At 72.8% G+C, this 26499-nt stretch carries 23 protein-coding genes; 12 read left to right on the forward strand and 11 right to left on the reverse strand.

Features of this window, described 5'->3' with window-relative positions:
* Positions 1–70: 70 nt before the first annotated feature.
* Positions 71–1837: an FAD-dependent monooxygenase gene (locus ABZ714_RS16765; protein ID WP_358825965.1), complete on the reverse strand. Its 1767-nt coding sequence runs from the start codon at positions 1835–1837 to the stop codon at positions 71–73.
* A gap of 243 nt (positions 1838–2080) precedes the next feature.
* Here ABZ714_RS16765 and ABZ714_RS16770 point away from each other — a divergent pair, with 243 nt between their 5' ends.
* The 7 genes from ABZ714_RS16770 (at position 2081) to ABZ714_RS16800 (ending at position 7551) form a co-directional block, all read left to right on the forward strand.
* The gene (locus ABZ714_RS16770) at positions 2081–3223 is read left to right on the forward strand and encodes a SchA/CurD-like domain-containing protein (protein WP_358825966.1); all 1143 of its coding nucleotides are present in this window, start codon (positions 2081–2083) and stop codon (positions 3221–3223) included.
* Positions 3224–3315: 92 nt separating this feature from the next.
* Complete coding sequence (locus ABZ714_RS16775) at positions 3316–3750, forward strand: cupin domain-containing protein (RefSeq protein WP_358825967.1); 435 nt, start codon at positions 3316–3318, stop codon at positions 3748–3750.
* Entirely contained in the window at positions 3747–5048 is a 1302-nt protein-coding gene (locus tag ABZ714_RS16780; protein ID WP_358825968.1) for a beta-ketoacyl-[acyl-carrier-protein] synthase family protein, read from the forward strand. Before ABZ714_RS16775 ends, ABZ714_RS16780 begins: the two co-directional genes overlap by 4 nt.
* Positions 5048–6322 carry a beta-ketoacyl synthase N-terminal-like domain-containing protein gene (locus ABZ714_RS16785; RefSeq protein WP_358825969.1) on the forward strand — a complete coding sequence of 425 codons (1275 nt, stop codon included), beginning with the start codon at positions 5048–5050 and terminating at the stop codon, positions 6320–6322. Before ABZ714_RS16780 ends, ABZ714_RS16785 begins: the two co-directional genes overlap by 1 nt.
* Positions 6323–6441: 119 nt before the next feature.
* Positions 6442–6699, forward strand: a complete 258-nt coding sequence (locus tag ABZ714_RS16790; protein WP_358825970.1) for an acyl carrier protein — start codon at positions 6442–6444, stop codon at positions 6697–6699.
* A 1-nt stretch (position 6700) separates the two neighbouring features.
* Positions 6701–7165 carry an SRPBCC family protein gene (locus tag ABZ714_RS16795; RefSeq protein WP_358825971.1) on the forward strand — a complete coding sequence of 155 codons (465 nt, stop codon included), beginning with the start codon at positions 6701–6703 and terminating at the stop codon, positions 7163–7165.
* On the forward strand, positions 7162–7551 hold the full coding sequence (locus tag ABZ714_RS16800) for a TcmI family type II polyketide cyclase (RefSeq protein WP_358825972.1): 390 nt from the start codon (positions 7162–7164) through the stop codon (positions 7549–7551). The genes ABZ714_RS16795 and ABZ714_RS16800 overlap by 4 nt, the downstream gene beginning before the upstream one ends.
* Before the next feature lie 101 nt (positions 7552–7652).
* On the opposite strand, the gene ABZ714_RS16805 is transcribed toward ABZ714_RS16800, so the two are convergent.
* Positions 7653–8753, reverse strand: a complete 1101-nt coding sequence (locus ABZ714_RS16805; protein WP_358825973.1) for a methyltransferase — start codon at positions 8751–8753, stop codon at positions 7653–7655.
* 115 nt (positions 8754–8868) lie between these two features.
* Positions 8869–9969, reverse strand: coding sequence for a right-handed parallel beta-helix repeat-containing protein (locus tag ABZ714_RS16810; RefSeq protein WP_358825974.1), 1101 nt, complete (start codon positions 9967–9969; stop codon positions 8869–8871).
* Between the two features lie 393 nt (positions 9970–10362).
* Between ABZ714_RS16810 and rsgA the strand changes: the two genes are divergently transcribed.
* The gene (rsgA, locus tag ABZ714_RS16815) at positions 10363–11478 is read left to right on the forward strand and encodes a ribosome small subunit-dependent GTPase A (RefSeq protein WP_358825975.1); all 1116 of its coding nucleotides are present in this window, start codon (positions 10363–10365) and stop codon (positions 11476–11478) included.
* Between the two features lie 60 nt (positions 11479–11538).
* Here rsgA and ABZ714_RS16820 read toward each other — a convergent pair whose 3' ends face one another.
* Both ABZ714_RS16820 and ABZ714_RS16825 read right to left on the reverse strand, forming a co-directional pair.
* Positions 11539–11910: a PPOX class F420-dependent oxidoreductase gene (locus tag ABZ714_RS16820; protein ID WP_358825976.1), complete on the reverse strand. Its 372-nt coding sequence runs from the start codon at positions 11908–11910 to the stop codon at positions 11539–11541.
* 110 nt (positions 11911–12020) lie between these two features.
* Positions 12021–12479: a DUF456 domain-containing protein gene (locus ABZ714_RS16825; RefSeq protein WP_358825977.1), complete on the reverse strand. Its 459-nt coding sequence runs from the start codon at positions 12477–12479 to the stop codon at positions 12021–12023.
* A 255-nt stretch (positions 12480–12734) separates the two neighbouring features.
* On the opposite strand from ABZ714_RS16825, the gene ABZ714_RS16830 reads away from it, so the two are divergent.
* The 3 genes from ABZ714_RS16830 to ABZ714_RS16840 all read left to right on the forward strand — a co-directional run bounded on the left by ABZ714_RS16830 (position 12735) and on the right by ABZ714_RS16840 (position 17160).
* Positions 12735–14288, forward strand: coding sequence for a protein phosphatase 2C domain-containing protein (locus ABZ714_RS16830; RefSeq protein WP_358825978.1), 1554 nt, complete (start codon positions 12735–12737; stop codon positions 14286–14288).
* A gap of 470 nt (positions 14289–14758) precedes the next feature.
* Positions 14759–16501, forward strand: coding sequence for a pyruvate dehydrogenase (locus tag ABZ714_RS16835; RefSeq protein WP_358825979.1), 1743 nt, complete (start codon positions 14759–14761; stop codon positions 16499–16501).
* A 281-nt stretch (positions 16502–16782) separates the two neighbouring features.
* Complete coding sequence (locus ABZ714_RS16840) at positions 16783–17160, forward strand: ATP-binding protein (RefSeq protein WP_358825980.1); 378 nt, start codon at positions 16783–16785, stop codon at positions 17158–17160.
* 104 nt (positions 17161–17264) lie between these two features.
* Here ABZ714_RS16840 and ABZ714_RS16845 read toward each other — a convergent pair whose 3' ends face one another.
* Positions 17265–18356, reverse strand: coding sequence for a DUF2637 domain-containing protein (locus ABZ714_RS16845; RefSeq protein ID WP_358825981.1), 1092 nt, complete (start codon positions 18354–18356; stop codon positions 17265–17267).
* A 289-nt stretch (positions 18357–18645) separates the two neighbouring features.
* A complete protein-coding gene (locus ABZ714_RS16850) occupies positions 18646–19491 on the reverse strand; it encodes a (2Fe-2S)-binding protein (protein ID WP_358825982.1) in 846 nt (281 codons plus the stop codon).
* A gap of 302 nt (positions 19492–19793) precedes the next feature.
* Between ABZ714_RS16850 and ABZ714_RS16855 the strand changes: the two genes are divergently transcribed.
* Positions 19794–20471 carry a GntR family transcriptional regulator gene (locus ABZ714_RS16855; protein WP_358825983.1) on the forward strand — a complete coding sequence of 226 codons (678 nt, stop codon included), beginning with the start codon at positions 19794–19796 and terminating at the stop codon, positions 20469–20471.
* A 531-nt stretch (positions 20472–21002) separates the two neighbouring features.
* On the opposite strand, the gene ABZ714_RS16860 is transcribed toward ABZ714_RS16855, so the two are convergent.
* The 4 genes from ABZ714_RS16860 to ABZ714_RS16875 all read right to left on the reverse strand — a co-directional run bounded on the left by ABZ714_RS16860 (position 21003) and on the right by ABZ714_RS16875 (position 25975).
* Positions 21003–21770: a hypothetical protein gene (locus ABZ714_RS16860; RefSeq protein ID WP_358825984.1), complete on the reverse strand. Its 768-nt coding sequence runs from the start codon at positions 21768–21770 to the stop codon at positions 21003–21005.
* Positions 21771–22195: 425 nt separating this feature from the next.
* Complete coding sequence (locus tag ABZ714_RS16865) at positions 22196–23275, reverse strand: ABC transporter ATP-binding protein (protein ID WP_358825985.1); 1080 nt, start codon at positions 23273–23275, stop codon at positions 22196–22198.
* The gene (locus ABZ714_RS16870) at positions 23272–24834 is read right to left on the reverse strand and encodes an iron ABC transporter permease (protein ID WP_358825986.1); all 1563 of its coding nucleotides are present in this window, start codon (positions 24832–24834) and stop codon (positions 23272–23274) included. The genes ABZ714_RS16865 and ABZ714_RS16870 overlap by 4 nt, the downstream gene beginning before the upstream one ends.
* A 76-nt stretch (positions 24835–24910) precedes the next feature.
* Positions 24911–25975 (reverse strand): iron ABC transporter substrate-binding protein, encoded by a 1065-nt coding sequence (locus ABZ714_RS16875; RefSeq protein WP_358825987.1) that lies wholly within the window; start codon positions 25973–25975, stop codon positions 24911–24913.
* Positions 25976–26499: the final 524 nt, after the last annotated feature.

The following is a 26499-nucleotide window of genomic DNA, read 5'->3' on the forward strand; positions in this document are numbered from 1 at the left end:
GCGGCCCGGGTCTCCGGGGGCGGCGGCGTCCGGAGCCGTACCGGTCAGCCCGTACGGCTCCGACACCCCGTCACACCCCGGTGGGACGCGGCTCCCCCGCCTGGCCCGGTTCCTCGCGGGTGACCGCGCCGTCCAGCATTCGGGCCTCCTGATCGGGGGTACGTGTCTCCAGGCTGAGGACCTCGGTCAGCGCCCCGGCCACCGCCGCGCCCGGTGCCGGAAGCGATGTCACCGCCCGCCAGGCCACGAAGCCGTCCGGGCGGACCAGCAGCGCGCCGTCCGGCTCCACGCCGTGCGTCACCGCCCAGTCCACGCCCTCCTCCGGGACCAGATCCGCGTCCGGGCCCCGGCCGAAGGTCAGTACCTCCAGCGGGACCGAGAGCCGGGCCGCGTCCTGGCGGGCCACCTCCGGCCAGCCGGAGCCCTCCGCGCAGAGCAGTACCGGGACCCGTTCGTACAGATCGATCGTCGAGATCCGCTCGCCCGACCGGGTGACCCGGAGATGCGGTGCCCTGGTGCCGGGCGCGCCCGTGATCCGCATCGCGTCCGGGACGACCGGGGCGTCGGGGTCCGTTCCCACGACCGCGCCGCGCGGATACCCGTACCCCATCGCCACCGTGAGCACATTGCCCCGGCGGATGATCGCCGACGGCGCCGGGTCGTACCCCGGATGGCGGTGCTCGGCGGACCTGGCCGAGGCCCGCGCGCTGGTCGCCCTGGCCACCGGCTGCCGCTCCGCGCCATAGCTCTCCAGCAGGCCGGGACCGGCCCAGCCCTTGAGTACCGCCGCCAGCTTCCAGGCCAGGTTGTGCGCGTCCTGGATCCCGGTATTGGAGCCGAACGCGCCCGTCGGCGACATCTCGTGCGCCGAGTCGCCCGCCAGGAACACCCGCCCCGACGAGTACCGCTCCGCGACCCGCTCCGCCGCGTGCCAGGGCGCCTTGCCGGTGATCTCCACATCCAGATCGGGGGCCCCGACGGCCGCCCTGATGTGGTCCCGGCACCGGTCGTCCGTGAACGCCTCCAGGGGCTCGCCGACCTCGGGGTGCCACGGCGCGTGGAAGACCCACAGCTCCCGGTTGTTCACCGGCAGCAGCGCCCCGTCCGAACCGGGGCTGGTCAGATAGCAGACGATGAACCGCCGGTCCCCGACCACCGCCGCCAGACCGTGCGAGGTGAAGGTGACGCTGACGTTGTGGAACAGCTCCCCATTGCCGCTCTGGCCGATGCCGAGCGCCTCCCGGACCGGGCTGCGGGGCCCGTCGGCGGCGACCAGATAGTCCGCCCGGACCGCGAATCTCCGCCCGGTGGCCCGGTTCTCGACCAGCGCCGTCACCCCCTGCTCGTCCTGGTCGAACGAGCACAGTTCATGGGAGAACCGCAGATCGGCGCCGTACTCCCGGGACCGGGCGTCCAGTACCGGCTCGATGTCGTTCTGGCTGCACAGACACCAGCCGCTGGGGCTGATCGCCCGATGGCCGCCGCCCGGGTCGATCTGCCGGAAGAGCCACTCGCCGTCGTCCCCGGCGAGCGACCTGGCCTGGAGGATCCCGTGGTTGCCCGCCAGCACCGCCGACGCCTCGCGGATCTCCCGCTCCACCCCCGCCACCCGGAGCAGCTCCATGGTGCGCAGGTTCATCCCCCGTCCGCGCGGATGCGTGGAGGTACCCGAGTGCTTCTCGACCAGCAGATGCGGAATGCCGTGACGGCTGAGGAACAAGGAGGTGGACAGGCCCACCAGGGACCCGCCCACGACGAGGACCGGGACCCGGAGCGCCGGTGCCCCGGGTTGCTGTGCGACGGCTGGGGTTGCGGGGTGCTTCGTGGGGTCTTCCATGCGTTCTGTGTGCCCGGTGCAGGAACGGTTCCCCCGCTCATTCACCCGCATGGTGCCCATCTCTCGCGCCACCTGTGACACCGGATCACGATCGGACCACGGGGAGCGTTCCGCGCGGCGCGCGGAGCCCGCCGCCGGAACATCAGCACAGCCAGCACAGGTACAGGCGACGGACGTGACGACGGACGGACGGGCACCGGGCCCGCTGCCGCCGGACGTGGTCGCGAAGGAGTGTGAACACCGATGACCACCCTGTCGGAACGCATATCGCAGTCCGTCTTCGACGGCTCCAGGCTCCGCGTGATCCTCCTCCTCGACCTCTACGAAGGAGCCCAGAAGGAGTTCCTGGAGGCGTACGAGCACATGCGCAACAGCGTGGCCTCGGTGCCCGGGCACATCAGCGACCAGCTCTGCCAGTCCATCGAGAACCCCTCCCAGTGGCTGATCACCAGCGAATGGGAGAGCGCGCCGCCGTTCCTGGCCTGGGTCAACAGCGAGGAGCACGTGGAGACCGTGCAGCCGCTGCACAGCTGTGTCCGCGACACCCGGTCGCTGAAGTTCAACGTCCTGCGCGAGACCGGACAGGCGTTCACCGTCGACGCCGCGCCGCGCCGGCCGGCCGACAAGCGGGCCTCCGTCCGGGTCGGCGACGGAGTCGTCCGGCACGCCCTCACCTTCACCGTGAAGCCGGGCAGCGAGAAGACCGTCGCCAAGATCCTGGCCGACTACCGGCCGCCCGCCGCCCGGGTCGACGACCACACCCGGCTCCGCCGGACGTCCCTCTTCATGCACGGCAACCGGGTCGTCCGGGCCATCGAGGTCCAGGGCGACCTCATGGTGGCCCTGCGGCATGTGGCCAAACAGCCCGAGGTACGGGCCGTGGAGGAGGCCATCAACCCGTATCTGGAACAGGACCGCGACCTCGACGACGCCAACTCGGCCCGGGTCTTCTTCACCCGGGCGGCGCTGCCCGCCGTCCACCATGTCTCGGCCGAGTCCCGCCCGCCCGGCGAGGTCAACCGGCACGCCCTCTTCTACCAGGCGAAGGAGGGCTGCGGCCTGGCCGTCGCCCGGCTCCTCGCCCAGCAGGACGAGGAGGCCGCGGCCCACGGCCAGGACCCCATCGTCTCCTCCACCGTCTTCCACCGCGACGACATCGTGGTCCGGCTGATCGACGTCAGCGGGCCCATCGCGGACCACAGCGTGCTGGCCCTCGGCGTCCAGGGCGCCCGGAAGACCGCCACCCTCGCCAAGCTGCTCGCCGACGGCGCGGAACTCCCGCACACGGCGGCCGAGATCACCGAGGGCGACCCGGGCGTGGCCCGCTTCGTCACCCGGGCCGATATGCAGCTGATCACCGACCGGTTCGCCCCGGACGAGAGCTGAAGAACCACCGAACCACCGCCGGGACCGGCCCGGCCCCGCGGGCACCCCGTACCGCCCGGCCGGACCGGTACCCCCATCTGGAGGAAGCCAGCATGACCACGCACAGCCCACGCATCGTGGACCTCAGCGACACCCAGCCCAACACCCGGCGCGGCGGCGATCTGCGCGCCATGCTCACCCCCACCGCCGTGGGCGCCGAGAGCGGGTTCATGGGCGTCGCCATCGTGCAGCCGGGTGAGTTCATCGCCGAGCACTACCACCCGTACTCGGAGGAGTTCATCTATGTCGTGAGCGGCCTCCTCGAAGTCGACCTCGACGGCGAACCGCACCCCATGCGGCCCGACCAGGGCCTGCTCATCCCCAAGGACATGCGGCACCGGTTCCGTAACGTCGGCAATGTCGAGGCCAGGATGGTCTTCCACCTCGGCCCGCTGGCCCCCCGGCCCGACCTCGGCCATGTCGACACCGAGGTCAATCCGGCCGGCGCCCCCGCCGGGCCGCCGGAACGGTCCGGAGCCGTGTCATGACCCGGCGGGTGGCGATCACCGGGGTCGGCGTCGTCGCCCCCGGCGGGGTCGGCGCCCCGGCGTTCTGGGACCTGCTGGCCGACGGACGCACCGCGACCCGCGCCATCACCCTCTTCGACGCCACCGGATTCCGCTCCCGGATCGCCGCCGAGGTCGACTTCGACGCCGAAGCACTCGGCCTCGGCCGGGAGGAGCGGGCCCGGCAGGACCGCTATATCCAGTTCGCCCTGGTCGCCGCCGACGAGGCGATACGCGACGCGGGGCTCGACCCCGACCGTACGGACCCCTGGCGGACCGGGGTCTCCCTCGGCAGCGCCGTCGGCGGCACCACCCGGCTGGAGCACGACTATGTCGCCGTCTCCGCCTCCGGCAGCCGCTGGGCCGTCGACCACCGCCCCGCCGAATCCCATCTCCACCGGGCGTTCTCACCCAGCACCCTGGCGTCCGCGGTCGCCGAACGGTGCGGCGCCAAGGGCCCGGTCCAGACCGTCTCCACCGGCTGCACCTCCGGCCTCGACGCCGTCGGCTACGCCTTCCACACCATCGAGGAGGGCCGGGCCGACATCGTCATAGCCGGTGCCTCCGACTCCCCGATATCCCCGATCACCGTGGCCTGCTTCGACGCCATCAAGGCGACCTCCGCCAACAACGACGACCCGGTCCACGCGTCCCGGCCCTTCGACGCCGACCGCGACGGATTCGTCATGGGCGAGGGCGGCGCCGTCCTCGTCCTGGAGGAACTGGAACACGCCAGGGCCCGCGGTGCCCGGATCTACTGCGAGATCGGCGGCTACGCCACCTTCGGCAACGCCTACCACATGACCGGACTCACCCCCGAGGGCATCGAGATGGCCCGCGCCATCGACGTCGCCCTCGACCACGCCCGGATCGACCGGACCGCCGTCGACTACGTCAACGCCCACGGCTCCGGCACCAAGCAGAACGACCGGCACGAGACGGCCGCCGTGAAGCGGTCCCTCGGCGAGCACGCCTACCGCACCCCCATGAGCTCCATCAAATCCATGGTGGGGCACTCGCTCGGCGCGATCGGCGCGATCGAACTGGTCGCCTGCGTCCTGGCGATGGACCGCCAGGTCGTGCCGCCGACGGCCAACTACGAGACCCCCGACCCCGAGTGCGACCTCGACTACGTACCCCGGACCGCCCGCTCCCGGAAGCTGCGCACCGTGCTCTCCGTCGGCAGCGGATTCGGCGGCTTCCAGTCCGCGGTCGTGATGACCCGTCCCGGCGGCCGCAGCGGCTCCCGGGCCAGCGACAGGACCAGTGGGAGGACCTGATGGGCAGCGCGGAGAGTGCCACGCCCCGGCGCCGCGGCGACCCCGCCCGCCGTACCGTCGTCACCGGAATCGGCGTGGTCGCCCCCAACGGCATCGGCGCCGACGTGTTCTGGAAGTCCACCCAGGAGGGCATCAGCGTCCTCGACCGGGTGACCCGCGAGGGCTGCGAACAGCTACCGCTGAAGGTCGGCGGCGAGGTCCGCGACTTCGAACCCGGGGCGATGGTCGAGGACCGCTTCCTGGTCCAGACCGACCGGTTCACCCACTTCGGGATGGCCGCCGCCGATCTCGCCCTCGCCGACGCCCGGCTCGGCCGCGCCGACTACGAGAAGTTCCCGTTCGGCGTCGGCGTGGTCACCGCGTCCGGCTCCGGCGGCGGCGAGTTCGGCCAGCGCGAGCTGCAACGGCTCTGGGGCAAGGGATCCCGCTTCGTCGGCCCGTACCAGTCCATCGCCTGGTTCTACGCCGCCAGCACCGGCCAGATCTCCATCCGCGGCGGCTTCAAGGGCCCCTGCGGGGTGGTCTGCAGCGACGAGGCGGGCGGACTCGACGCCCTCGCGCTCGCCGCCCGGGCGGTCGTCCGCGGCACCGACGCCGTGGTCGTCGGCTCCGCCGAAGCACCGCTCGCCCCCTACTCCGCCGTCTGCCAGCTCGGCTATCCGGACCTCAGCCGCAGCGACGACCCGGACCGGGCCTACCGCCCCTTCACCGCCGAGGCATGCGGCTTCGCCCCGGCCGAGGGCGGCGCGATGCTGGTCGTCGAGGACGAGCAGGCCGCCCTGCGGCGGGGGGTACGGCCCCGGGCCAGGATCGTCGGACACGCCGCCACCTTCACCGGCCCGTCCCGGTGGGCGGAGTCCCGCGAAGGCCTCGCCCGGGCGATCCGCGGCGCGCTGGAGGCGTCCGGCACCGCCCCCGAGGAGATCGATGTGGTCTTCGCCGACGCCGTCGGCACCCCGGAGGCCGACCGGGCGGAGGCCCTGGCCCTCACCGACGCCCTCGGCACCCACGGCCGGCGGGTCCCCGTCACCGCCCCCAAGACCGGGATCGGCCGGGCCTACTGCGGCGGCCCGGTCCTGGACGCCGCCGCCGCCGTCATGGCCATGGAGCACGGCCTCGTACCGCCCACGCCCAACGTCTTCGACGTCTGCCACGACATCGACGTCGTCACCGGCAAGGCCCGGCGGATGCCGCTGCGTACGGCGCTGGTGGTCAGCCGGGGCCTGATGGGGTCCAACGCGGCCCTGGTACTGCGCAGCGCCGCCCCCGACTGACGGCCGGTCCGGTCCGGTACGGGACCCGGCCCCGGGCCCGTACCGGACGCCCCGACCAGCGGCCACCGGTCCCACCGGGACCGGGCCCGCCACTGGAAGCACCACGAAGGAGTACCCCCATGAGCAGCCTGACCTCCGGCGCACTCGCCGAACTGATGCGGAAGAACGCCGGCGTCAACGTCGACCCCGACGCCTTCGCCGACCGTCCCGACACCCCGTTCGAGGACTACGGCCTCGACTCGCTCGGCCTGCTCGGCATCGTCGCGACCCTGGAGAACCACTACGGGCACCCGATGCCGCAGGACGCCGAGCGCTGCAAGACCCCCCGCGAGTTCCTCGCGCTGGTCAACGACACCCTTCTCAAGAGCGGAGCCTGACGTGCCCGGACATACCGAGAACGAGATCATTGTCGCCGCCCCCCTGGACCTGGTCTGGGACATCACCAACGACCTGGAGCACTGGCCGGAGCTGTTCAGCGAATACGCCTCCGTCGAGATCCTGGAGCGCAGCGGCGACACCACCACCTTCCGGCTGACCATGCACCCGGACGAGAACGGGAAGGTGTGGAGCTGGGTCTCCGAACGCACCCCCGACCGGGAGGCCCGCCGGGTCCGGGCCCGCCGGGTGGAGACCGGCCCGTTCCAGCACATGGACATCGTGTGGGAGTACTCGGAGGTCCCCGGCGGCACCCGGCTGCACTGGCGCCAGGACTTCGCGATGAAGCCGGACGCCCCGGTCGACGACGACTGGATGACCGAGAACATCAACCGCAACTCCAAGATCCAGATGGCGCTGATCCGCGACAAGATCGAGGACCGGGCCCGGGCGGGGGTTCGGCGATGAGTACGTCGTCCCGGACGGAGGCCGCCGGGGCGCCCGGGGTCGGCGACCCGCCGTCCTCGGCCCACCGGGCGCTGATCGTGGCCCGGATGGCGCCCGGCTCGGCGGCCGGGATCGCCGATCTCTTCGCCCGCTCCGACCGCGGTGAACTGCCGCGTCTGGTCGGGGTGAACCGGCGCAGCCTCTTCCAGTTCGGCCCCGATCTGTATCTGCATCTGATCGAGTCCGACCGCCCGCCCGGCCCGGCGATCGCCGAGGTCACCGGGCATCCGGAGTTCCGGGAGCTGAGCGAGCGGCTGAGCGCCTACGTCAGTCCGTACGACCCCGAGACCTGGCGGTCCCCGAAGGACGCGATGGCCCGGCAGTTCTACCGCTGGGAGAGCGACTGACCCGGCGCGCGCCGCCCGCCGAGGGCGCCGTACGCCATCACGGACCGGCCCCGGGACCCGTACGAAGGGTTCCCGGGGCCGGTCCGCCGTCCGCTCCCGGCTCAGGACGCGACGGGCGCGGGTTCGCGTTCCCGGTCGGGGTCGGGGACGACGGATTCGAAGGCGTGCAGATAGGCGTTGACGGGCCGGATCTCGCCGAGCACCAGCCCGGCCTGGGTGATCCGTTCCACCATGCTGTCGCGGGTGTGCTTGGCGCCGCCGACGTTCATCAGCAGCAGCAGATCCATGGCGGTGGTGAACTTCATCGACGGGGTGTCGTCCACCAGGTTCTCGATCACCACGACCCGGGCGCCGGGGCGGGCCGCCGCGATCACATTGCGCAGCGTCGCCAGGGTGCTGTGGTCGTCCCACTCCAGGATGTTCTTGATGATGTAGAGGTCGGCCGCGACCGGGATCTCCCGGCGGCAGTCGCCGGGCAGGATGTCGACCCGGTCCGCGAGTTCGCCGCCCTCGCGCAGCCGGGGGTCCGCCTTGGCGACCACGTCCGGCAGATCCAGCAGCGTGCCCCGGACCCCCGGGTGCTTCTCCAGCAGCCCGGCCAGTACATGCCCCTGGCCGCCGCCGATATCGGCGACCGACGTGACCCCGGTGAGGTCGAGCAGCTCCGCGACCTCCAGGGCGGACTGCCGGCTGGAAGTGGTCATGGCCCGGTTGAAGACATGCGCGGACTCATGGGCGTCCTGGTGCAGATACTCGAAGAAGCCCTTGCCGAAGAGCTCGTCGAAGACCGTGTCCCCGCTGCGGACCGCGTCGTCGAGCCGCGGCCAGGCGGCCCAGGTCCACGGCTCGGTGCACCACAGGGCGATGTACTTCAGCGACCGCGGATCGTCCTCACGCAGCATCCGCGACATCTCCGTATGGACGAAGGTGCCGTCGGGGCGCTCGGCGAAGACGCCGTAGCAGGACAGGGCCCGCAGCAGCCGGCGCAGCGGCCGGGGCTCGACGGTGACGACGGCGGCGAGGCGGTCGACAGTGGTGGGCGCGTCGCCGAGGGCGTCGGCGACGCCCAGCCGGGCGGCGGCCCGGACGGCCGCCGCGCAGGCCGCCCCGAAGACGAGTTCGCGCAGCCGCATCGCCGGGGGCGGGGACGAGTCGACTCCGGCGGGGTCGCCGGGCGTGGGTCTGGTGCCGAGGGTTGTCATGGTGTGTGCTCGTTCTCCTGCTCTCCCGGCGCCCGGCGCCGGATGGGGGCTTGACGGTTCGGCGCGGTCCGGCGGCCGGGGGCGCGGTGGCGCTCCCCGGGCCGCCGGAACCGGATCAGCACAGTCCGGCGGGCTTGGACGAGGCGCACTCGTTCCGGGCGAAGGTGTTGCCCGAGCCGTTGCCGCGGTCGATGAGATCGGCCGCCACATTGCCGGTGACCGTGTTGTGTTCGATCACGTTGTCGGTGTTGACGGCGCCGACATAGCTCTCGGCCAGCACGATCCCCCCGGCCAGCAGGGTGTCGCTCTTGTGGTCGCGGACCGAGTTGCCCTTGATGAGGGTGGCGTCGGAGCCGGTCAGGACGATCCCGGAGCCCTGGATGGCGGGCAGCCTGGGGGTGGCCGCACAGAACTTGTTGTTCCGGTGGATCGTGTTGGAGCGGATGGTGATGTCGCCCGACCCCGGCCGTGACTCGTCGCTGACCACGAAGATCCCGGCACAGTTGGCCGTGATCTCGTTGGCGTGGGTGGAGACATTGCGGATCCGCTTGAGCATCACCCCGAGCCGGTTGTCGCTCAGGTCGTTGTCGGCGACGACCGTGCCGCCGCTGTCGATGGCCGCGGCCTCGTGCCCGACGATGTTCGTCAGCATGATGCCCGCGTCGCCGTTGCCGCGCGCGGTGTTGCCCCGGAAGACGGCCCGGGTGGACTTCTCCTGGCCCAGGCCCCAGGTGCCGTTCTTCTCGGCGGTCACGTCCCGGACGGTGAGCCCCTCGGTACGGGACGCCCACAGGCCGCCCTTGGCGAAGCCGGAGATCGCGAGGGACCGGATGGTCACCCCGGTGACATCGGCGTCGTCCGTCCCGGTGACACAGATCCCGTTGCCCGCCTTGGCGCAGGCGCTCACGGCCCGCTTCTCGGTCTCGGCGGGCGGCGCGATCACGGTCCCGGGCCCGGAGCCGCGCAGGGTGACCCCGGAGGTGGTGATCTCCACACTCTCCCGGTACGTCCCCGGCGCCACCACGACGGTGTCCCCGGGCCGCGCGGCGGCCACCGCGGCCTGGATCGACTCACCCGGCCGGACCGAGTGCCGCCCGCCGTGATGTCCGGGCACCGCGGCGACCCCGGAGCCCATCGCGACCACGGCCACGGCCACGATGCCCGCGCGCCGCCGATTCCATAGCAGGGATAGGTGGTTTTTGTGGCGTTTCGTCATACCGCCGAAGCTAGGGTCGATTCCCACCCCCCGCCACATGGAGTGACCAGATGGCGGCGCGGCGTACGGCGACCGGGTTGCCCGGGGGAGCGGAGGGGCCGTACGGGCGGGGCCGCCGGGGTCCGGCCCCGCGGTGGTGAAAAAGGCCTGGCGTACGGCGCCGGGCGGGCCCTACAGTGGGGGCACAACCGCGACGACGGCCACCGGGCCGTCGGCGACGACGAGAGTGAGGAGGAGGTGAGAGTCATGACGGTCACTGTGCTGCGCGCTGTCCGCGACCAGACGTCCATCAACTCCACCTCCGTGGTCACCGGCTGATCTTCTTCAGCGTTCCGCCGTCCGCGCGCGCCGCGCGGACGAGCCGCCGGGGCCACCCCTGTGAAGGGTCCCTCCTTGAACCTCTCCACCACCGGCAACACCTCCCCGTCCTCCGCCCTGCCCGCCTACGGCTGGGACGGCTCGTGGGAGTCCGCGTTCGCCCCGTACGCCGCCGAAGGGCTGCGGCCCGGGCGGGTCCTGCGGGTCGACCGGGGGCAGTGCGACGTGATCACCGCCGACGGCACGGTCGTCCGCGCCGACACCGCCTTCGTGACGCCCCACGACCCGCTGCGGGTGATCTGCACCGGCGACTGGGCCGTCCTCGAACCGCCCGGCGGCGACCCCCGCTACGTCCGGACGTATCTGCCGCGCCGGACCGCCTTCGTCCGCTCCGCCTCGTCCAAGCGGTCCGAGGGCCAGATCCTCGCCGCCAACGTCGACACCGCGATCGTCGCGGTCTCCCTCACCGGAGAACTCGACCTGGGCCGGATCGAGCGCTTCCTCGCCCTCGCCTGGGAGAGCGGAGCCGCGCCCGTCGTCGTCCTCACCAAGGCCGACCTCGTGTCGGACCCGACCGGACTGTCGTATCTCGTCGAGGACGTCGCCGCCGTCGCCCCCGGCGCCGAGGTGCTGGCCGTCAGCTCCCACACCGGTGACGGCATGGACGTCCTCCGGGCCGTCGTCGCGGGCGGCACCAGCGTGCTGCTCGGGGTCTCCGGCGCCGGGAAGTCCACCCTCGCCAACGCCCTGGTCGGCGCCGACGCCATGGAAGTCCAGGAGATCCGGGACATCGACGGCAAGGGCAGGCACACCACGACCACCCGCAATCTGCTGCCGCTGCCCGGCGGGGGAGTGCTCATCGACACCCCCGGACTGCGGGGCGTCGGCATGTGGGACGCCACGGTCGGGGTGAACCAGGTCTTCGCGGAGATCGAGGAACTGGCCGCCGACTGCCGGTTCCACGACTGCGCCCACGGCCGGGAGCCCGGCTGCGCGGTACTCGCCGCCGTCGAGTCCGGCGCGCTGCCGGAACGGCGGCTGGAGAGCTTCCGCAAACTGCTGCGGGAGAACCAGCGCATCGTGGCCAAGACCGATGCCCGGGTCCGGGCCGAACTGCGCCGCGAGTACCGGGTGCGGGGCGCCATCGGAAAGGCGGCGATGGAGGCCAAGCGGGGCCGTCAGGGCCGCTGACCCAGCCGCTGGTCCGGCCGGTGACGGATATGCCCGTCACCGGCCGGGCCGGGCCCGGCGCTACTCCTGTTCGAGACCCCAGCTGTGGATCTTCTTCGGATGGATCCTGATCAGCTCCTGGCTGAAGTGCGGCCCGAGGTCGTGCGGCCCCGTCAGCAACTCGGCCTCGCCCCGGATGTCGACCCCGCGCACCCGCCACGGCCGTACGCTCAGAATGTCGTCCACCACCAGCGCCACCTTCGGATTCGACTGGAGGTTCCGCCACTTCTTGGTGGTCGCCAGGGCATGACCCCCGATCAGGATCGTCCCGTCCGCCTGGGGGAAGAACCCGACGGGATTCGCCTGCGGCTGCCCCTTCGGGTCGACGGTCGCGAGCCGGCCCAGCCGCTGGGTCGCGAGATAGGCGCGCTCGGTCTCGGTGAATTCGGTCATGATCACAGCCTCACACGCCCGGACCGCTCCCCGGTATCGGACCCCGGCCGTAGGACCTCCGGCTCATACGGGTGCGGACGCGGTGTGGTTACGGGAGCCGGCGCCGGTCGTCACCCCGCGATCACGGTACCCAGCCACGCACCGGCGATCAGCAGACAGCCGAACAGTTCCACCAGCACACTGGCCCCCGCCGCGCGCATCACCTGACGGGTCGCCGCCTTCGCCTGGCCGTGGCCGCCCAGCCGACGGCGCTCACAGAGATAGATCCCCCCGACGAAGCCCGGGATCGCGCCGATCACCGGGAGCACCACGAACCCCACCACCGCCCCGGCGCCCGCGAAGGCCGCGGTCCTGCCGGTGGCGCCCGACTCCCGGATCCGGCGGGTCGGCATCAGCCAGAGCACCACCTGCGCCAGCAGCAGTACGGCAGTGGAGCCGACCAGCAGCGCCCAGGCGGCACCCGACTGCTCGTGCAGCGCCCACCAGAGCATCGCCGCCCAGACCAGCCAGCGGCCGGGCACTCCGGGAACGAGCACCCCGGCGAGCCCGAACGCAATCACACCCCCCACCAGTACCTCCTGCCACACACCGCCCACGGACCCAGGTTCCCCCACACCGGTCGCCCCCGCCTCCCGTGGCACGATCCGGACTCCGGCCGTCCGGGGCGCCGTACCGGTGGTACAGCCGCCGAACGCGCCCCGCCGCAGGTGGCGCCGCCTCTTCCCGGTGCGAGCGCCGACGACCGGCCGAACGGGGATGGCGAAAGGTCGACAGCTTTGGAAAGGCCCCGTTTTGCCGGGCCGTTCCCGGTCGACACTATGGACATGAGGCAGCAGGGGGAGACACCCGCCCCGGCAGACGACTGGTGGCACCGGCTCTATCAGGAACCGGCGCCCGTGCCCGCGCCCGCCCCGGACCCGCTCCGTCCGCAGTCCCCGACCGGCGGCGCGAGTCTCGACGAGCACTTCGCCTCCGCGACGGCGGTGGCGGCGCCGATCACGGCCCCGGCCGGCCCGCCCATACGTCCCCGGGCCTGGTGGGAGCCCGAAGAGGCCCCCGCCCTGACCGGATCGGCGGCCCCCGACCCGACCGTGCCCGCCCCCGGGTCCGCGCCGGAGCCGCCCCCCGCCGCGCCCGGGCGGTCCGGCCGGGACCGGACCGCGACCGCCGAAGGGCGCGTACGGCCGCCGTCCGGGCCGGAGCCGACCGCCGACGACGGCCCGTCGGAGCCGGTCCAAGCCGCGGAGCCCGTCCTTCCGCCGCCCCTGCCGGGGACGGGACCGATGGTCTTCGGGAGCCCGAGCGCCGAACCGCCGCCGGAGGAGCCCGGCGCGGGAGCGGAGCGCGTACCACCGTCTGTGCCGGAGCCGCCCACGGCCGACGCGCCGGAGTCGGCCGCCGCCGAGGGCGAGGGCGAGGGCGAGGCGTCCGGGCCCGTACCCGGTGTGCCGGATCCACGAGTTCCGCGGGCCCTCGAAGCGGTGTCGGCACCGGACGGCGGCGGCCACCCCGGATACATCGGCGACGGGCCGCCGACCTATGACGCGGACCCCACCGCCCTGCCCATGGCCGACCCCGAGGCGCTGGACGGGCTGGTCCCCGACACCGTCCTGGACGGCGCCCGGTACGGCACCTGGACCCTGCGCGCCGCCTCCGTCCGCGGCGACTCCGCGCGCTACCGGGGCGACCCCCGCAAAGACGCCCTGCTCACCGCCAGGTTCGGTACCGGGGACAACGCGCTGGTACTGATCGCCGTCGCCACCGGCTCCCGGGCCGCCCCCGACGCCCACCGCGCGGCGGCGGACGCCTGCCGGCTCATCGGCGGCGCGGTCGGCCGCAGCCACTTCCGGCTCACCGAGGACATCAGGGCCGGGCGCCGCGACGACCTCAGGGCCGGACTGCACCGGCTCACCGACCGGAGCGTCAGCCGGCTCCGCGCCCTCGCGGCCGAACGCGGCCGGGCGCCCGACGACTACACCGCCGGGCTGCGCTGTCTGCTGCTGACCGCCGACCCGGACTGCCGCCACCGGATCTTCTTCGGAATCGGCCCCGGCGGACTGTTCCGGCTGCGGGACGGCGCCTGGGCGGAGCTGGAACCGGCCGCCGTGCCGCCCGAGTACGAGGACCCGGCGCCGCCACCGCCCGAACCCTTCCGGTTCCGGGTCTGTACCGCCCGCCCCGGCGACACCCTGCTCCTCTGCGCCCCCGGCCTCGCCGACCCCCTGCGCGAGGCCCCCGGCCTCGGCATCGAATTGGCCCGCCGCTGGCACTCCACCGACCCCCCGCCCCCGGCGGCCTTCCTGGCCGACGTCCAGCTCAGAGTGAAGGGCTACGCGGACGACCGCACGGCGGTAGCCGTCTACGACACCCTCGGTTAGGGCGCGAACCCCCACGCCCCAAAAGAAAAGGAGGCACCCCGCCTCCTCACGAAGGCGGTCGGGAAGGTAACCAGGAGCGCGGGGAGCTGCGCGAGCAACCACGGGCGGGCTGCGGGCCGCAGACAACATCAGGGTGCCGGGCGCGGCCGGGGTCGTGGCGTTCACCCGGAGGGCCGAGGCGCTGGAGGTCCCACCATTGCCGGAGGCATAGGGGGCGGAACCGCGCGACGAGCCACGGGCGGCGCGTGGTCGCCCGACAGCATTCGCCCGGCTGGGCGGTGGCGTGGGCCTCACGCGGAGGGCCGAGGCGCTGGGGGTCCCCCCATCGCCGGAGGCATAGGCGGCCGACCGCCGACCGCCTCCGGACCGGGGGCGCCCGGGGCCACCGGGGCTAAAGAGGAGGCGGAAACAGTCGTCCCATGGGTTGATGGACCTTCAGGCGGACCACGCGAGGAAGGGACCCCACCCCCATGGCCAAGCAGAACGTCGCGGAACAGTTCGTCGACCTCCTCGTCCGCGCGGGTGTCCAGCGGCTCTACGGAGTCGTCGGCGACAGCCTCAACCCCGTCGTCGACGCCATCCGCCGCACCCCCGAGATCGACTGGATCCAGGTCCGCCACGAGGAGACCGCCGCCTTCGCCGCCGGGGCCGAGGCCCAGATCACCGGCAAGCTGGCCGCCTGCGCGGGCTCCTGCGGCCCCGGCAATCTGCATCTGATCAACGGTCTCTACGACGCCCATCGCTCCATGGCGCCCGTACTCGCCCTCGCCTCCCACATCCCGTCCGGCGAGATCGGTCTGGGCTACTTCCAGGAGACCCATCCGGACCAGCTGTTCCGCGAGTGCTCCCACTACAGCGAGCTGATCTCCAACCCCAAGCAGATGCCCCGGCTGCTCCAGACCGCGATCCAGCACGCCATCGGCCGCAGCGGGGTCAGTGTGGTCTCCCTCCCCGGCGACATCGCCGCCCAGCAGGCCCCGGAGAAGACCGTGGAGAGCGCGCTGGTCACCTCGCGCCCCTCGGTGCGCCCCGGCGACGGCGAGATCGACAAACTGGTCCGGATGATCGACGAGGCCGACCGGGTGACGCTCTTCTGCGGCAGCGGCACCGCGGGCGCCCATCGTGAGGTGATGGAGTTCGCCGAACGGGTGAAGTCACCCGTCGGCCACGCCCTGCGCGGCAAGGAGTGGATCCAGTACGACAATCCCTTTGACGTCGGCATGAGCGGACTCCTCGGCTACGGCGCCGCCTATGAGGCCACCCATGAATGCGATCTGCTGATCCTGCTGGGGACCGACTTCCCGTACAACGCCTTCCTCCCCGACGATGTGAAGATCGCCCAGATCGATATCCGGCCCGAGAACCTGGGCCGCCGCTCCAAGCTCGACCTCGCCGTCTGGGGCGATGTCCGGGAGACCCTGCGCTGTCTGAACTCCCGGGTCCGGATCAAGAACGACCGCCGCTTCCTCGACAAGATGCTGAAGAAGCACGCCGACGCGCTGGAGGGCGTCATCAAGGCGTACACCCGCAAGGTCGACAAGCATGTTCCGATCCATCCGGAATACGTCGCCTCCGTCCTCGACGAACTCGCCGACGACGACGCGATCTTCACCGTCGACACCGGGATGTGCAATGTCTGGGCGGCCCGCTACATCTCCCCGAACGGCCGCCGCCGGATCATCGGCTCCTTCAGCCACGGCTCGATGGCGAACGCGCTGCCGCAGGCGATCGGCGCCCAGTTCACGGACCGGGGCCGACAGGTCGTGTCGATGTCCGGCGACGGCGGATTCACCATGCTGATGGGCGACTTCCTCACCCTGGTCCAGTACGACCTGCCGGTGAAGGTCGTGCTCTTCAACAACTCGTCCCTGGGGATGGTCGATCTGGAGATGCTGGTCGCCGGGCTCCCGTCCTACGGCACCCACAACAAGAACCCCGACTTCGCGGCGATCGCCCGGGCGTCGGGCGCGTACGGCATCCGGGTCGAGAAGCCCCGCCAGCTCGCCCATGCCCTCAAGGAGGCGTTCAAGCACAAGGGCCCGGCCCTGGTCGATGTGGTCACGGACCCCAACGCCCTCTCCATCCCGCCGAAGATCAGCGCCGAGATGGTGACCGGCTTCGCGCTCTCCGCGAGCAAGATGGTGCTCGACGGAGGAGTCGGGCGGATGGTGCAGATGGCCCGTTCCAATCTGCGCAATGTGCCCAGGCCCTGAGTGGAAAGACTCCGGCAGAAGGCGTAGACCACATCCGTCCGCTGCGGGAAAAAACCCCTCTCCCGACCCCTTGACCCCCTTTGCCATGCGTGGCTCGCCCCCGAAAGGGGCAGGGCTCTCCTGGAATGGTCGGTACGCACCGTCGTGACGAGGAGTCCGGCGTTCAACGGGTGGGGATGATGACAGTGCGTCAGGGAGGGGCCGGTTCCGCCTCGGACGGATCCGGTCGAATCGGGGGACAGCCCGGACGGGCTCGCGGAAGGGAGCGGCTGCATCGCCGGATGGGGTGCGGTGATCTGAAAGCGGTGCCCGAAGTCCGCCACGGGTTACGGGAGCTGCTCGGACAGTGGGGCGGTGGTGGCACCGCCGATGTCGCCGAACTGCTCGCCAGCGAGCTGGTGACCAACGCGCTGATCCATACGGACCACGGCGCCGTCGTCACGGCGACCGTCGGTACCTCGACCCTCAGGGTGGAGGTACGCGACTTCGTGGAGGGCTTCCCGGAGCCGCCCGCGGTCTCCCGGGAACCGCGCCGGGAACAGGATCTTCTCGACACCCACGGTCGCGGTCTGGCACTGGTCCAGAGCCTGGCGGACTCCTGGGGGGTCAGGACCCAGCACGCGGGCAAGGTCGTCTGGTTCGAACTCAACGCCGCCTGACCGCGACCGGCCGCCGCCCTTCGAGCGGCCGGCCCGGCGGACCACAGGAGGGGCCGCCCCGGAATCCGGGGCGGCCCCTCCTGCGATCACGATCGGAGACCCGGTCAGCCGAACTGCTGCTCCAGATCCTTCAGCTTCCGCTCCAGGGAATCCAGCCTGGGCAGGGTCATCGTGTCGTCCTCCGCCGTCAGGTCGACGACCTTAGGCTCGGGGGCGGCCGATGCCGCGGGCTCCAGGGAGTGCATGGATCGAAGCGGCAGCTGTCCCGTCGCTATGGCAGGCTCCGCTACGGTGGCCGAACTCTCCGTCAGCGCCCCCGCGGAACTCCCCGACTGGCTCGAAGCGGCCCCGCCGGCCGGGCTCGCGGTCAGTGCCGGAAGGTTCGGATCGGCCATCACCCGGCCGCGCCCCCAGGCCCGGTGCTGCCGGTTGAGGGCCTTGATCCGGGCGCGCTCCAGCTTCGCCTGGTCCCGGGTGCGCATCTTGTGCTGCTTCTTCTTGGCCTCTTCCTCACGGACCTCCTCGACCGCCTCGTCCAGCGTGCGGACGCCCTCGAGGAGCATCAGCGACCAGGCGTTGAAGGTCTCACGAGGCGCTCGCAGCCACCGGACGACCCGGATCTGCGGCAGCGGGCGGGGCACCAGACCCTGCTCGCGCAGGGCGGCCCGGCGGGTCTGCTTCAGCGCGCGGTCGAAGAGCACCGCGGCCGAAAGGGACATACCGGCGAAGAAGTGCGGCGCGCCCGCGTGGTCCACACCCCGGGGGGCGTGCACCCAGTTGAACCAGGCCGCGGCGCCCGCGAACGTCCACACCAGCAGGCGGGAGCCGAGGGCCGCGTCACCGTGGCTGGCCTCGCGGACGGCGAGCACCGAGCAGAACATGGCCGCGCCGTCGAGGCCGAAGGGCACGAGGTACTCCCAGCCTCCCGACAGGTTCAGATTCTGCCGGCCGAAGCCGACCAGACCGTGGAAGGAGAGTGCGGCGGCCACCGCGGCACAGCAGAAGAGGAGGACATAGGAAGCCGTGGCGTACATGGCTTCCTTGCGCCTGCGGCGCTCCTCACTGCGCTCCCAGGAATCCTCGGGCTCCGATTTCGCCGAAGCCTTCTTGCCGCGCTGGAGCACGGCGATCGCGACCAGGACTCCCACGAGCATCACGGCGCCGGGAAGCAACCAGGATAGCGATATGTCTCTCATGTTGTCGGCGTCCCTTTACATCTGCATCGCGGTAGGCGGTCGGCCGCCATACTGACCGAAGTCCGGGCGATCCCAGGGGGTTTCATGGCAAGAGAACGCCAAATGGGGCCATACGGCATACGGATAGCTGGGTTTCCCTCGAACTGCCGTATGGGCAGCGGGAGTTGCGTACGATTTATATCACCCGGAAGGGGGGTGTGACATCCGGAGCGTGACATCGGTTCCGGGTCTTCCGGCGCGGCGTCACCAGGGTCTCCGGACGCCCCTCCGGGCCGTCCGTCCGCCCGGGTCAGGCGTTCGGCAGCAGCCGGGCCACCCGGTCCGCGTCGCAGGTCCGCGGGCAGGTGACACAGGTGTCGTCCGGGCGCAGTGTATAGAACAGGCAGCAGCTCGCGCGGTCCCGGGTCGGCAATCGCTCACCCGAGGGGCCGGGCAGCGTACGGAAGCCGGGCGTGCCGACGTACGGCTTCACGGTGCCGGGCAGCAGCTCCTGAAGCTCCGTCATGGCCCGCTGCCGCTCGCCCAGCCGCTCGCCGATGTACCAGAGGCCCTCGACGATCTCGTCCGTTACCATGCCCCAGAGCGCCCGGCGGCCGCGCCGCATCCGCGGGGCGAACCCGTCGAGCAGCGGGCCGATGTGGTCGGCGACGGCGGTCCGTACCTCGTCGCGCAGCGCCGCCTCGTCCCGGACGACCCGGGCGCCGGGCAGTACGGCCGCCGGATCGCCCGGCAGGCAGGCGAAGTCGGTGACCCGGACCACGATCCTGCTGTCCGTCCGGTGGTACGCCACCGAGGCCGGATCGACCCTCGGCACCCGGCGGCGCAGAAACCAGGGGACGGTGATCAGCAGCAGGGTCGGCCAGGCGTACCGGTGCAGGCCGAAGCTGGCGACCACGTCCGGGCGGGCCTCCTCGCCGTAGTCGCGGCGGATCTGCTCGGCGTCCCAGGCGAGGAATCCGTCGAGCGCCGGGCCGCCCGCGGCCAGTTCGTCCGCGCGGAACCAGCCCTCGCCCGCCGGGACGGCGTCCCCCGGCTCCAGCTCGCGAAAGGCCAGGCCCGGATACGCCTCGCCGAGGCGGGCATACGCGTCCGCGACGGGTGACGCGGGCGCGGGCAGCAGCGCGGGCAGGGTCATACGGGACCGCCGAATCCACGATCGACTTCAGGTTAGGCTTACCTTACCCGAGGCGTGCGGTGTTTGGACGGCGGGCCCGGCCGTTATGGTGCACTCCGGGGGGTCGGGCGGACGGCGACCGGGCCCCGGCAGGCCGGAGGAGGACCCGAGTGGAGCAGGCCCCGAGTCGGGGCGCGGGGGCGACCCGCGCCGGATCCGCGCCCGCAGTGCCGTCGGGCCCGGCCGGAACGCCGGGCGGCGGCGTACCGCGTCCGCCGTTCACGGTACCGCCGCCGCGGGCCGGCTCGCCGCGCGGACCGGTCATGGCGGACGCGCCCGAGCCCGCCGGAAGCGGCCCGCTGTACGCCGCCGCGGCGCCGCTCGCGCACCGGGAGATCCGCCGGCACTCGGTACGGGAACAGATCCTCCAGGCCCTGCGCGGCGCGCTGCTCGACGGCGACCTCGCCCCCGGAGAGGTCTACTCGGCACCGGCGCTCGGACTCCGGTTCGGGGTCTCCGCGACGCCCGTCCGGGAGGCGATGCAGCAACTCGCCAGTGAGGGCGCGGTCGAGGTCGTCCCCAACCGAGGCTTCCGGATCGCGGTCCGCGGCCCCCGCGAGCGGGCCGAACTCGCCGAAGTCCGGGCGCTGATCGAAGCACCCGTCGTCCTGCGGCTCGCCCGTACCCTGCCCGCCGACCGCTGGGCCGGGCTCCGTCCCGTCGCGGACGCGGCGGCGGTCGTCGCGGCGACCGGTGACCGCGCGGGCTACGCGGAGGCGGACCGCGCCTTCCACCGGGCGGTCCTGTCGCTCGGCGGCAACGACCAGTTGGTGGCGGTCGCCGACGATCTGCACCGGCGCTCCCAGTGGCCCCCCGCGGGTACGTGCCTCATCGCCGACGCGGCTCAGCACATCCGGCTCCTGGGCGCGCTCGCCTCCGGTGACGTCCCCGCGGCGCTCCCCCTGATCGAGGCCCACTTCGGCGCTCTTCCCGGGGCGTAGCCCCGCGCCCCGGGCGCCCTCTGTTCCGGTGTCGCCCTCGCGGGTGCAGCGCGCAGGAGAGCGTTCAGGGGCGCGGGGAACTGCGCGACCGGCCACGGCGGCGTGAGGACGGCGTCGAACGGTCGCCGCCACGGCGGGGTGCCGCGTCGCACCGTGTCCGATAGCGGCTGTATCCGGCCGGACGGCCGTGCCCGGCTGGTCGCGCACTTCCGCCCCCTGTGCCTGCGGCGGGGGGACCCTCAGCGCCTTGGCTCTCCGGGTGAGGCCCGCGCCATCCGCCCTGCCGGGCGAAGGTTGCCGGGCGACCGCGCGCCGTCGTGGGCTGGTCGCGCAGTTCCGCCCCCTGTGCCTTCGGCGATGGGGGGGACCCCAGCGCCTGGGCTCTCCCGGTGAGGTCTCGCGTCGAATGTTCTGGCTGGCGGACGTTGTCGGGCGGCCCCGCCCCGCCGGTGGCCTGTCCCGCAGTTCCCCGCGCCCCTGAACGCTCTCGTCCGGGCGCCGCTTGAAGGGCGACGTGCTCCTTGCCGGGGGTCAGGCCACCGGGGTCGACGGGTGGGGGAGACGGTCCGCGAGCCAGACCGGGACCCCGCCCAGCAGGCGGAACAGGCGGCCCGCCTCCGTGCGCAACCGCTGTGCCTCCGGCTCCGGTTCGCAGTCCGCGAGGGCCGCCAGCGCCGGGGCCGTACCGATCAGATAGCCCAGCTCCACCCGGAGCCGCAGGGCTTCCGTGAAGCCGTGCCTGGCCTCCGGGATCTCGCCCTCGCGCAGGGCGATCCGGGCCAGGTGGTGGAAGGTGAACGACATCAGCAGGCGGTCGCCGCCCGCCGCCGCCCCTTCGTGGGCCCTGCGGTACGCGGCCCTGGCCGCCTGCGGCGAGTCCGCGATGTGTTCGGCGAGCAGGCCCCGCCGGAAGTCGAGCAGTGGTCGCGCGGGTGAGACGGGCGAGAGGAGGGCCGCGGCCCGGCCGAGCGCCGTACGGGCCTCGTCGGCCCGGTCGCGTACCCCGAGGACGGTGGCCGCGTAGGCCAGCCGGCCGCGTTCGCAGGCCGCGCCCCCGCGTTCCTCGTCGTCGCGGGCGCCCGCCTCGGCGGTCCGCAGGGCGTCCTCCGCGTCGGCCCAGCCGTCGCCCGTGTACATGCAGCGCTCCACCAGGAGCCCGACGCGCTCCAGCGCGGCGGCGGGATCCGCGGCGTGCGGGGCGAGCAGGGCAGCCGCGTCGGTCCAGCAGCCGCGTGAACGCAGCCGCCAAACCGCCGTCTGGAGTGGATCGTCACCGGCTGTGGTCCCAAAACCAGACATGGCGGTGTGCGCCACTACGCCCTCCCCGAGCACGCCGTCGAGCTGTTGAGTATGGGGAATCTCAGCATGGATCGACCCACTGGGCCAAGGGGTTGAGTGAATCAATTCACAAACTTTGGCCCCGGGGCGGGTGATGATCCGTGATATTGATCCACAAGACGCCCCCGACACGCGTCAACAGCGGTGATTCGCCGTTGGCCGGTAACCGTCGCGGAGTTGACGATCTTCATTCGATCTTCGTACCGGACTGTCAGCAAGCCGCTCCGCGCGCTTCCGGGTTCGCCGGTGGCCGGGACGCGTGGTGGGGCCACTGACAGCGCCCGGGGCGGGTCGCGTTGCCGGGCCGGTGATGGTATGGACGACCTCCGGACCCCCGAGCCCCCGGCACGGGCACGGCCCGCACGCCCGCCGCCCCCGGCGCGCGGTCAGTCGCGGTGGAACGTCGCCGCGCCGGAGGCCACCACACCCGCCTCGTCGCCCGGGTGGAAGACGGGCGCGCCGGGCGCGCGGGCCGTGACGGTGCCGACGCCGTCCACGTCGAGCAGGGTCAGGGTGTCGTGGCCGTGGTAGCGGACCTCGGTGACCCGGCCGACGACCCGGCCGCCCGCGGTCGCGCCCGAAACCGGGACCAGGGCGAGCTGTTCGGGGCGGAGGGCGACCGTACCGGCGCCGGACGCGTCGGCGGGGACGGCGACCTCGCCGAGCGGTGTGGTCGCGGTGCGGCCGTCCGCGGTGGCGGGGAGGAGGACGGCCTCGCCGACGAAGGACGCCACCCACGGGTCGGCGGGGGCGGCGTACAACTCGTGGGGCGTACCGGACTGGGCGACCCGGCCGTCCCGGATGACGGCGACCCGGTCGGCACAGGACAGGGCCTCCTCCTGGTCGTGGGTGACCAGGACGGCGGTGGTGCCCGAGGCCCGGAGCGCGGCCCTGACGTCGGACCGCAGCCCCGCCCGCAGGGCGCTGTCGAGGGCGTTGAAGGGCTCGTCGAGGAGGACGAGGGCGGGGCGGGGAGCCAGCGCGCGGGCGAGGGCGACGCGCTGCTGCTGTCCGCCGGAGAGTTCGTGCGGCATCCGGTCGCCGTAGTCGGCGAGCCCGACCAGGGCGAGCATCCCGGCGGCCCGGGACCGGCGTTCGGCCCGGCCGGTGCGGGTGAGTCCGAAGGCGACGTTGCGGGCGACGGAGAGATGCGGGAAGAGGGCGCCTTCCTGGGCGACGATCCCGATACCGCGCCGCTCGGGCGGGACGGCGACCCCCGGGCCGCTGACGATCCGGTCGCCGAGGGCGATCTCGCCGGAGTCGGGCGCGATGAACCCGGCGACGATCCGCAGCAGGGTCGTCTTGCCGCAGCCGGACGGGCCGAGTACGGCGGCGAGTTCACCGGGGCCCACGGTCAGATCGAGGCCGTCCAGGACCCGTTGGGCCCCGGGGCCGCGCCCGTAGGAGCTGGTGACGGCGGTGATACGCAGGCCGGCGGGGGCGGCCGCCGGTTCGGTCGCGGTCATGAGCGCCTTCCGAGCAGATAGGAGGGGACGGCCGCGACGAGGACGATCGCCGCCGCGTACGGGGCTGCGCCCGCGAAGGCGCCCGCGCCCGTCTCGGTCCACAGCCGGGTGGCGAGGGTGTCCGTACCGGTGGGCCGGAGCAGCAGGGTGGCCGGCAGCTCCTTCATGATCACCACGAAGGTGAGGGCGGCGCCCGCGCCGATCCCGGGCGCGGCCAGCGGCACCGTGATCTCCCGCAGGACCTGGAGGGGCCGCCGCCCCAGGGACCGGGCCACGTCCTCCAGGACCGGTGGCGACTGGAGTACGGCGGCGCGCGCCGAGGCGACGGCGACCGGCAGGAAGAGCACCACATACGCGGTGATCAGCAGCGGCAGCTCCTGGTAGACCGGGTAGGCGTACCGTACGGCGAAGAAGACCAGGGCCAGTCCGACGGTGATGCCGGGGACGGCGTGGCCCGCGTACACGGACTGCTCCAGCAGCCGGGCGAACCGGCCGGTGTGCCGGGCCGACAGCACCCCGACGGGCAGGGCGAGCAGGGTCGTGACGGCGGCGCCGATCGCGGCGACGGTGACCGTGGCGACGGTGGCGTCCCAGAGCTTGCCGCCGTCGAAGCCGGAGTTCCCGGCCGTCAGCCAGTAGGCGAGGGTCCCCAGGGGGAAGGCGACGGCCGCCCCGGCGACGGCGGCGCACCAGGCGAGGGCGGGCGCGGTCGCGGCGCCCAGCCGCAGCCGGACCGGGGGCCGGGCGCTGCCCCGGCCGGTGCGGGCGTGTCCGGCGCGGCCCCGGGTGCGGTTCTCCGCCAGTACCAGCAGCACGGTCATCAGGACCAGGACGCAGCCGAGTACCGCGGCCGGGGTGCGGTCGAAGCTGGCCTGGTAGGAGGTGTGGATGGCGCGGGTGAAGGTGTCGTAGCGGGTGATGGAGACCGAGCCGAAGTCGGAGAGGACGTAGAGCGCGACGAGGATCGCGCCGCCCGCCGCCGCGGGCCTCAGCTGGGGCAGGGTGACCCGGACGAAGGTACGGAACGCGCCGTGCCCCAGGGAGCGGGCGGCCTCCTCCTGGGCCGGGTCGATACCGCGCAGGACCGCGGCGACCGGCAGGAAGACATAGGGGAAGCAGGCGAGCGTGAGGGTGATCGCCGCGCCGGGGAGCCCTTCGAGGGACGGGAAGGCGGAGATCCAGGTGAAGGCGGCCACATAGCTGGGTACGGCCAGCGGCAGGGTCGCCAGGACGGCCCAGGCCCGGCGGCCCGGCAGGTCGGTACGGACCGTCAGCCAGGCCAGGGAGACGCCGATGAGCAGCGATCCGGTGACGACGATCGCGGTCAGCCAGAGGCTGCGGCCGAGCAGTTCGAGGGTCCGGGGCTCGGTGGCGATGTCCCAGGCGAAGCCCCGGCCGCGCTCCAGGGCGCGGACGCCGAGATAGCCGAGCGGAAGCAGCGCGATCAGGGCCGCCGCGGCGGCGGGCAGCAGCAGGACGAGCGGCGGAGTACGCCGACCGGCCGCCGCGCGGTGCGCGGCGGCCGATATGCGCACGGACCGGGTGGTGTCGGTGCTCAAGGCGGTGGTGTTCTCGTCTCCGGTGGAATCGACGGGGATACGGCCGCGTCAGCGGTCGCGGCTACACCTGCCGGGCTCAGACCATGCCCGCTTCGCGGATCATCTCCAGCGTCTTCTGGAGCGAGTCCAGCTTGCCGAGGTCGATCTTCGGGGCCTTCAGGGACGCCAGCGGCGGCAGTCCGGCGACGGGCGAGGCGACCCCGGCGGCCAGCGGGTACTCCTTGGTCTCCGAGGCGAAGTACCGCTGGGCCTCCGCGGAGAGGAGGTAGTCGACGGCCTTCTCGGCCGCGGCGCTCTGGCCGCCGTCCTCGAGGACCGCCACACCCGCGACGTTCACCAGGGCGCCCGGGTCGCCGCCCGGCAGGAAGTGGATCTTCGCCTTGAGCTTGTCGGTGCCGACCTCGGCGGCCTTCTCGTACCAGTAGTAGTGGTTGATCAGACCGAGCGAGACCTCGCCCTTGTCGACGGCGTCGAGGATCGCGCCGTTCTTGGCGTACGGCTTGGCGCCGTTGGCCTTGAAGTCCTTCAGCCACTTCGCGGTGGCGTCGTCGCCCTCCAGGACCCGCATACCGGTGACGAACGCCTGGAAGGAGGCGTTGGTGGGCGCGTAGCCGACCTTGCCCTTCCACTCCGGCTCCGTGAGGTCCTTGACGCTGTCCGGCGCCTTGGGGGCCTTGTCCGGGTTGTACGCGATCACCCGCGAGCGGCCCGAGACGCCGACCCAGTCGCCCTCGCCGCCGCGGAAGGCCGGGTCGACCTTGTTCAGCGACTTCTCCGGCAGCTTCGCCAGCAGTCCGGCGCCGGAGAGCGCGCCGAGGGCGCCCGCGTCCTGGGAGAAGAAGAGACCGGCCTTGGTGCGCTTGCCCTCCTCCAGGATCTGGGCGGAGAGTTCGGCGCTGTCGCCGTAGCGGACCTGGACCTTGGTCCCGGTCGCCTTCTCCAGCTTCTCGATGATCGGGCCGATCAGCTTCTCGTTGCGGCCGGAGTAGATGACGAGTTCATCGGCCTTCTGCGCCGTCGAGCCGTCCTTCTTGTTGCTCTTGTCACCCTTGTCGTCCGAGCCGCAGGCGGCGAGGACGGGGACGAGCAGGGCCGTGGAAACGGCGAGTACCGTGCCGCGGCGAACGAGCGAACGGCGCATGGGGAGCCTCCTGGGGGCCCGCGGCGGCCGAATCGGCAGGACTGGTCTGCGCGCGGGAGGAAAAAGCGGATGCGCCTATAAATATGGTCAGGCTTGCCTTACTGTCAATTTTCGGCCGCGTGATGGCTGATCTTGATCCTTCCAGGGGTGCTCGGGCGGACCGTCCGGACCGGCCCTGACGCGCGTCGTTCGCCGGGCCCGGGGCGGGACGGTCGGGTCGGGACATGCGTCGGCTGCGGGGATCCACCGCTTCGGTGCTCGGAGGCCGCCGGGGGCCGCCCGGTCCGGCCCGGGGAGGACCCGGCGCGCGGCCCGCTGGGCGCGGTCTGCCGCGCGGCGCCCGGGAACGGCCGGTCGGCCGCGAACGCGGCCGGACCACGCCGGTCGCCCGCCCGGCACCGGAGCCGTACCCCGACCCGGCCACGACGGTCCCGTTCCCGGGCCCGGCCGTGTCCGGAAAGTCCCGCCCGGCTCGCGCACTCTCCCGTAGCCCTTCGGGGGCGGTAGGGATCCCCGGCGTTGTC

Source organism: Streptomyces sp. NPDC006798, from assembly GCF_040635975.1.
In the GTDB taxonomy this organism is placed as follows: Bacteria; Actinomycetota; Actinomycetes; order Streptomycetales; family Streptomycetaceae; genus Streptomyces.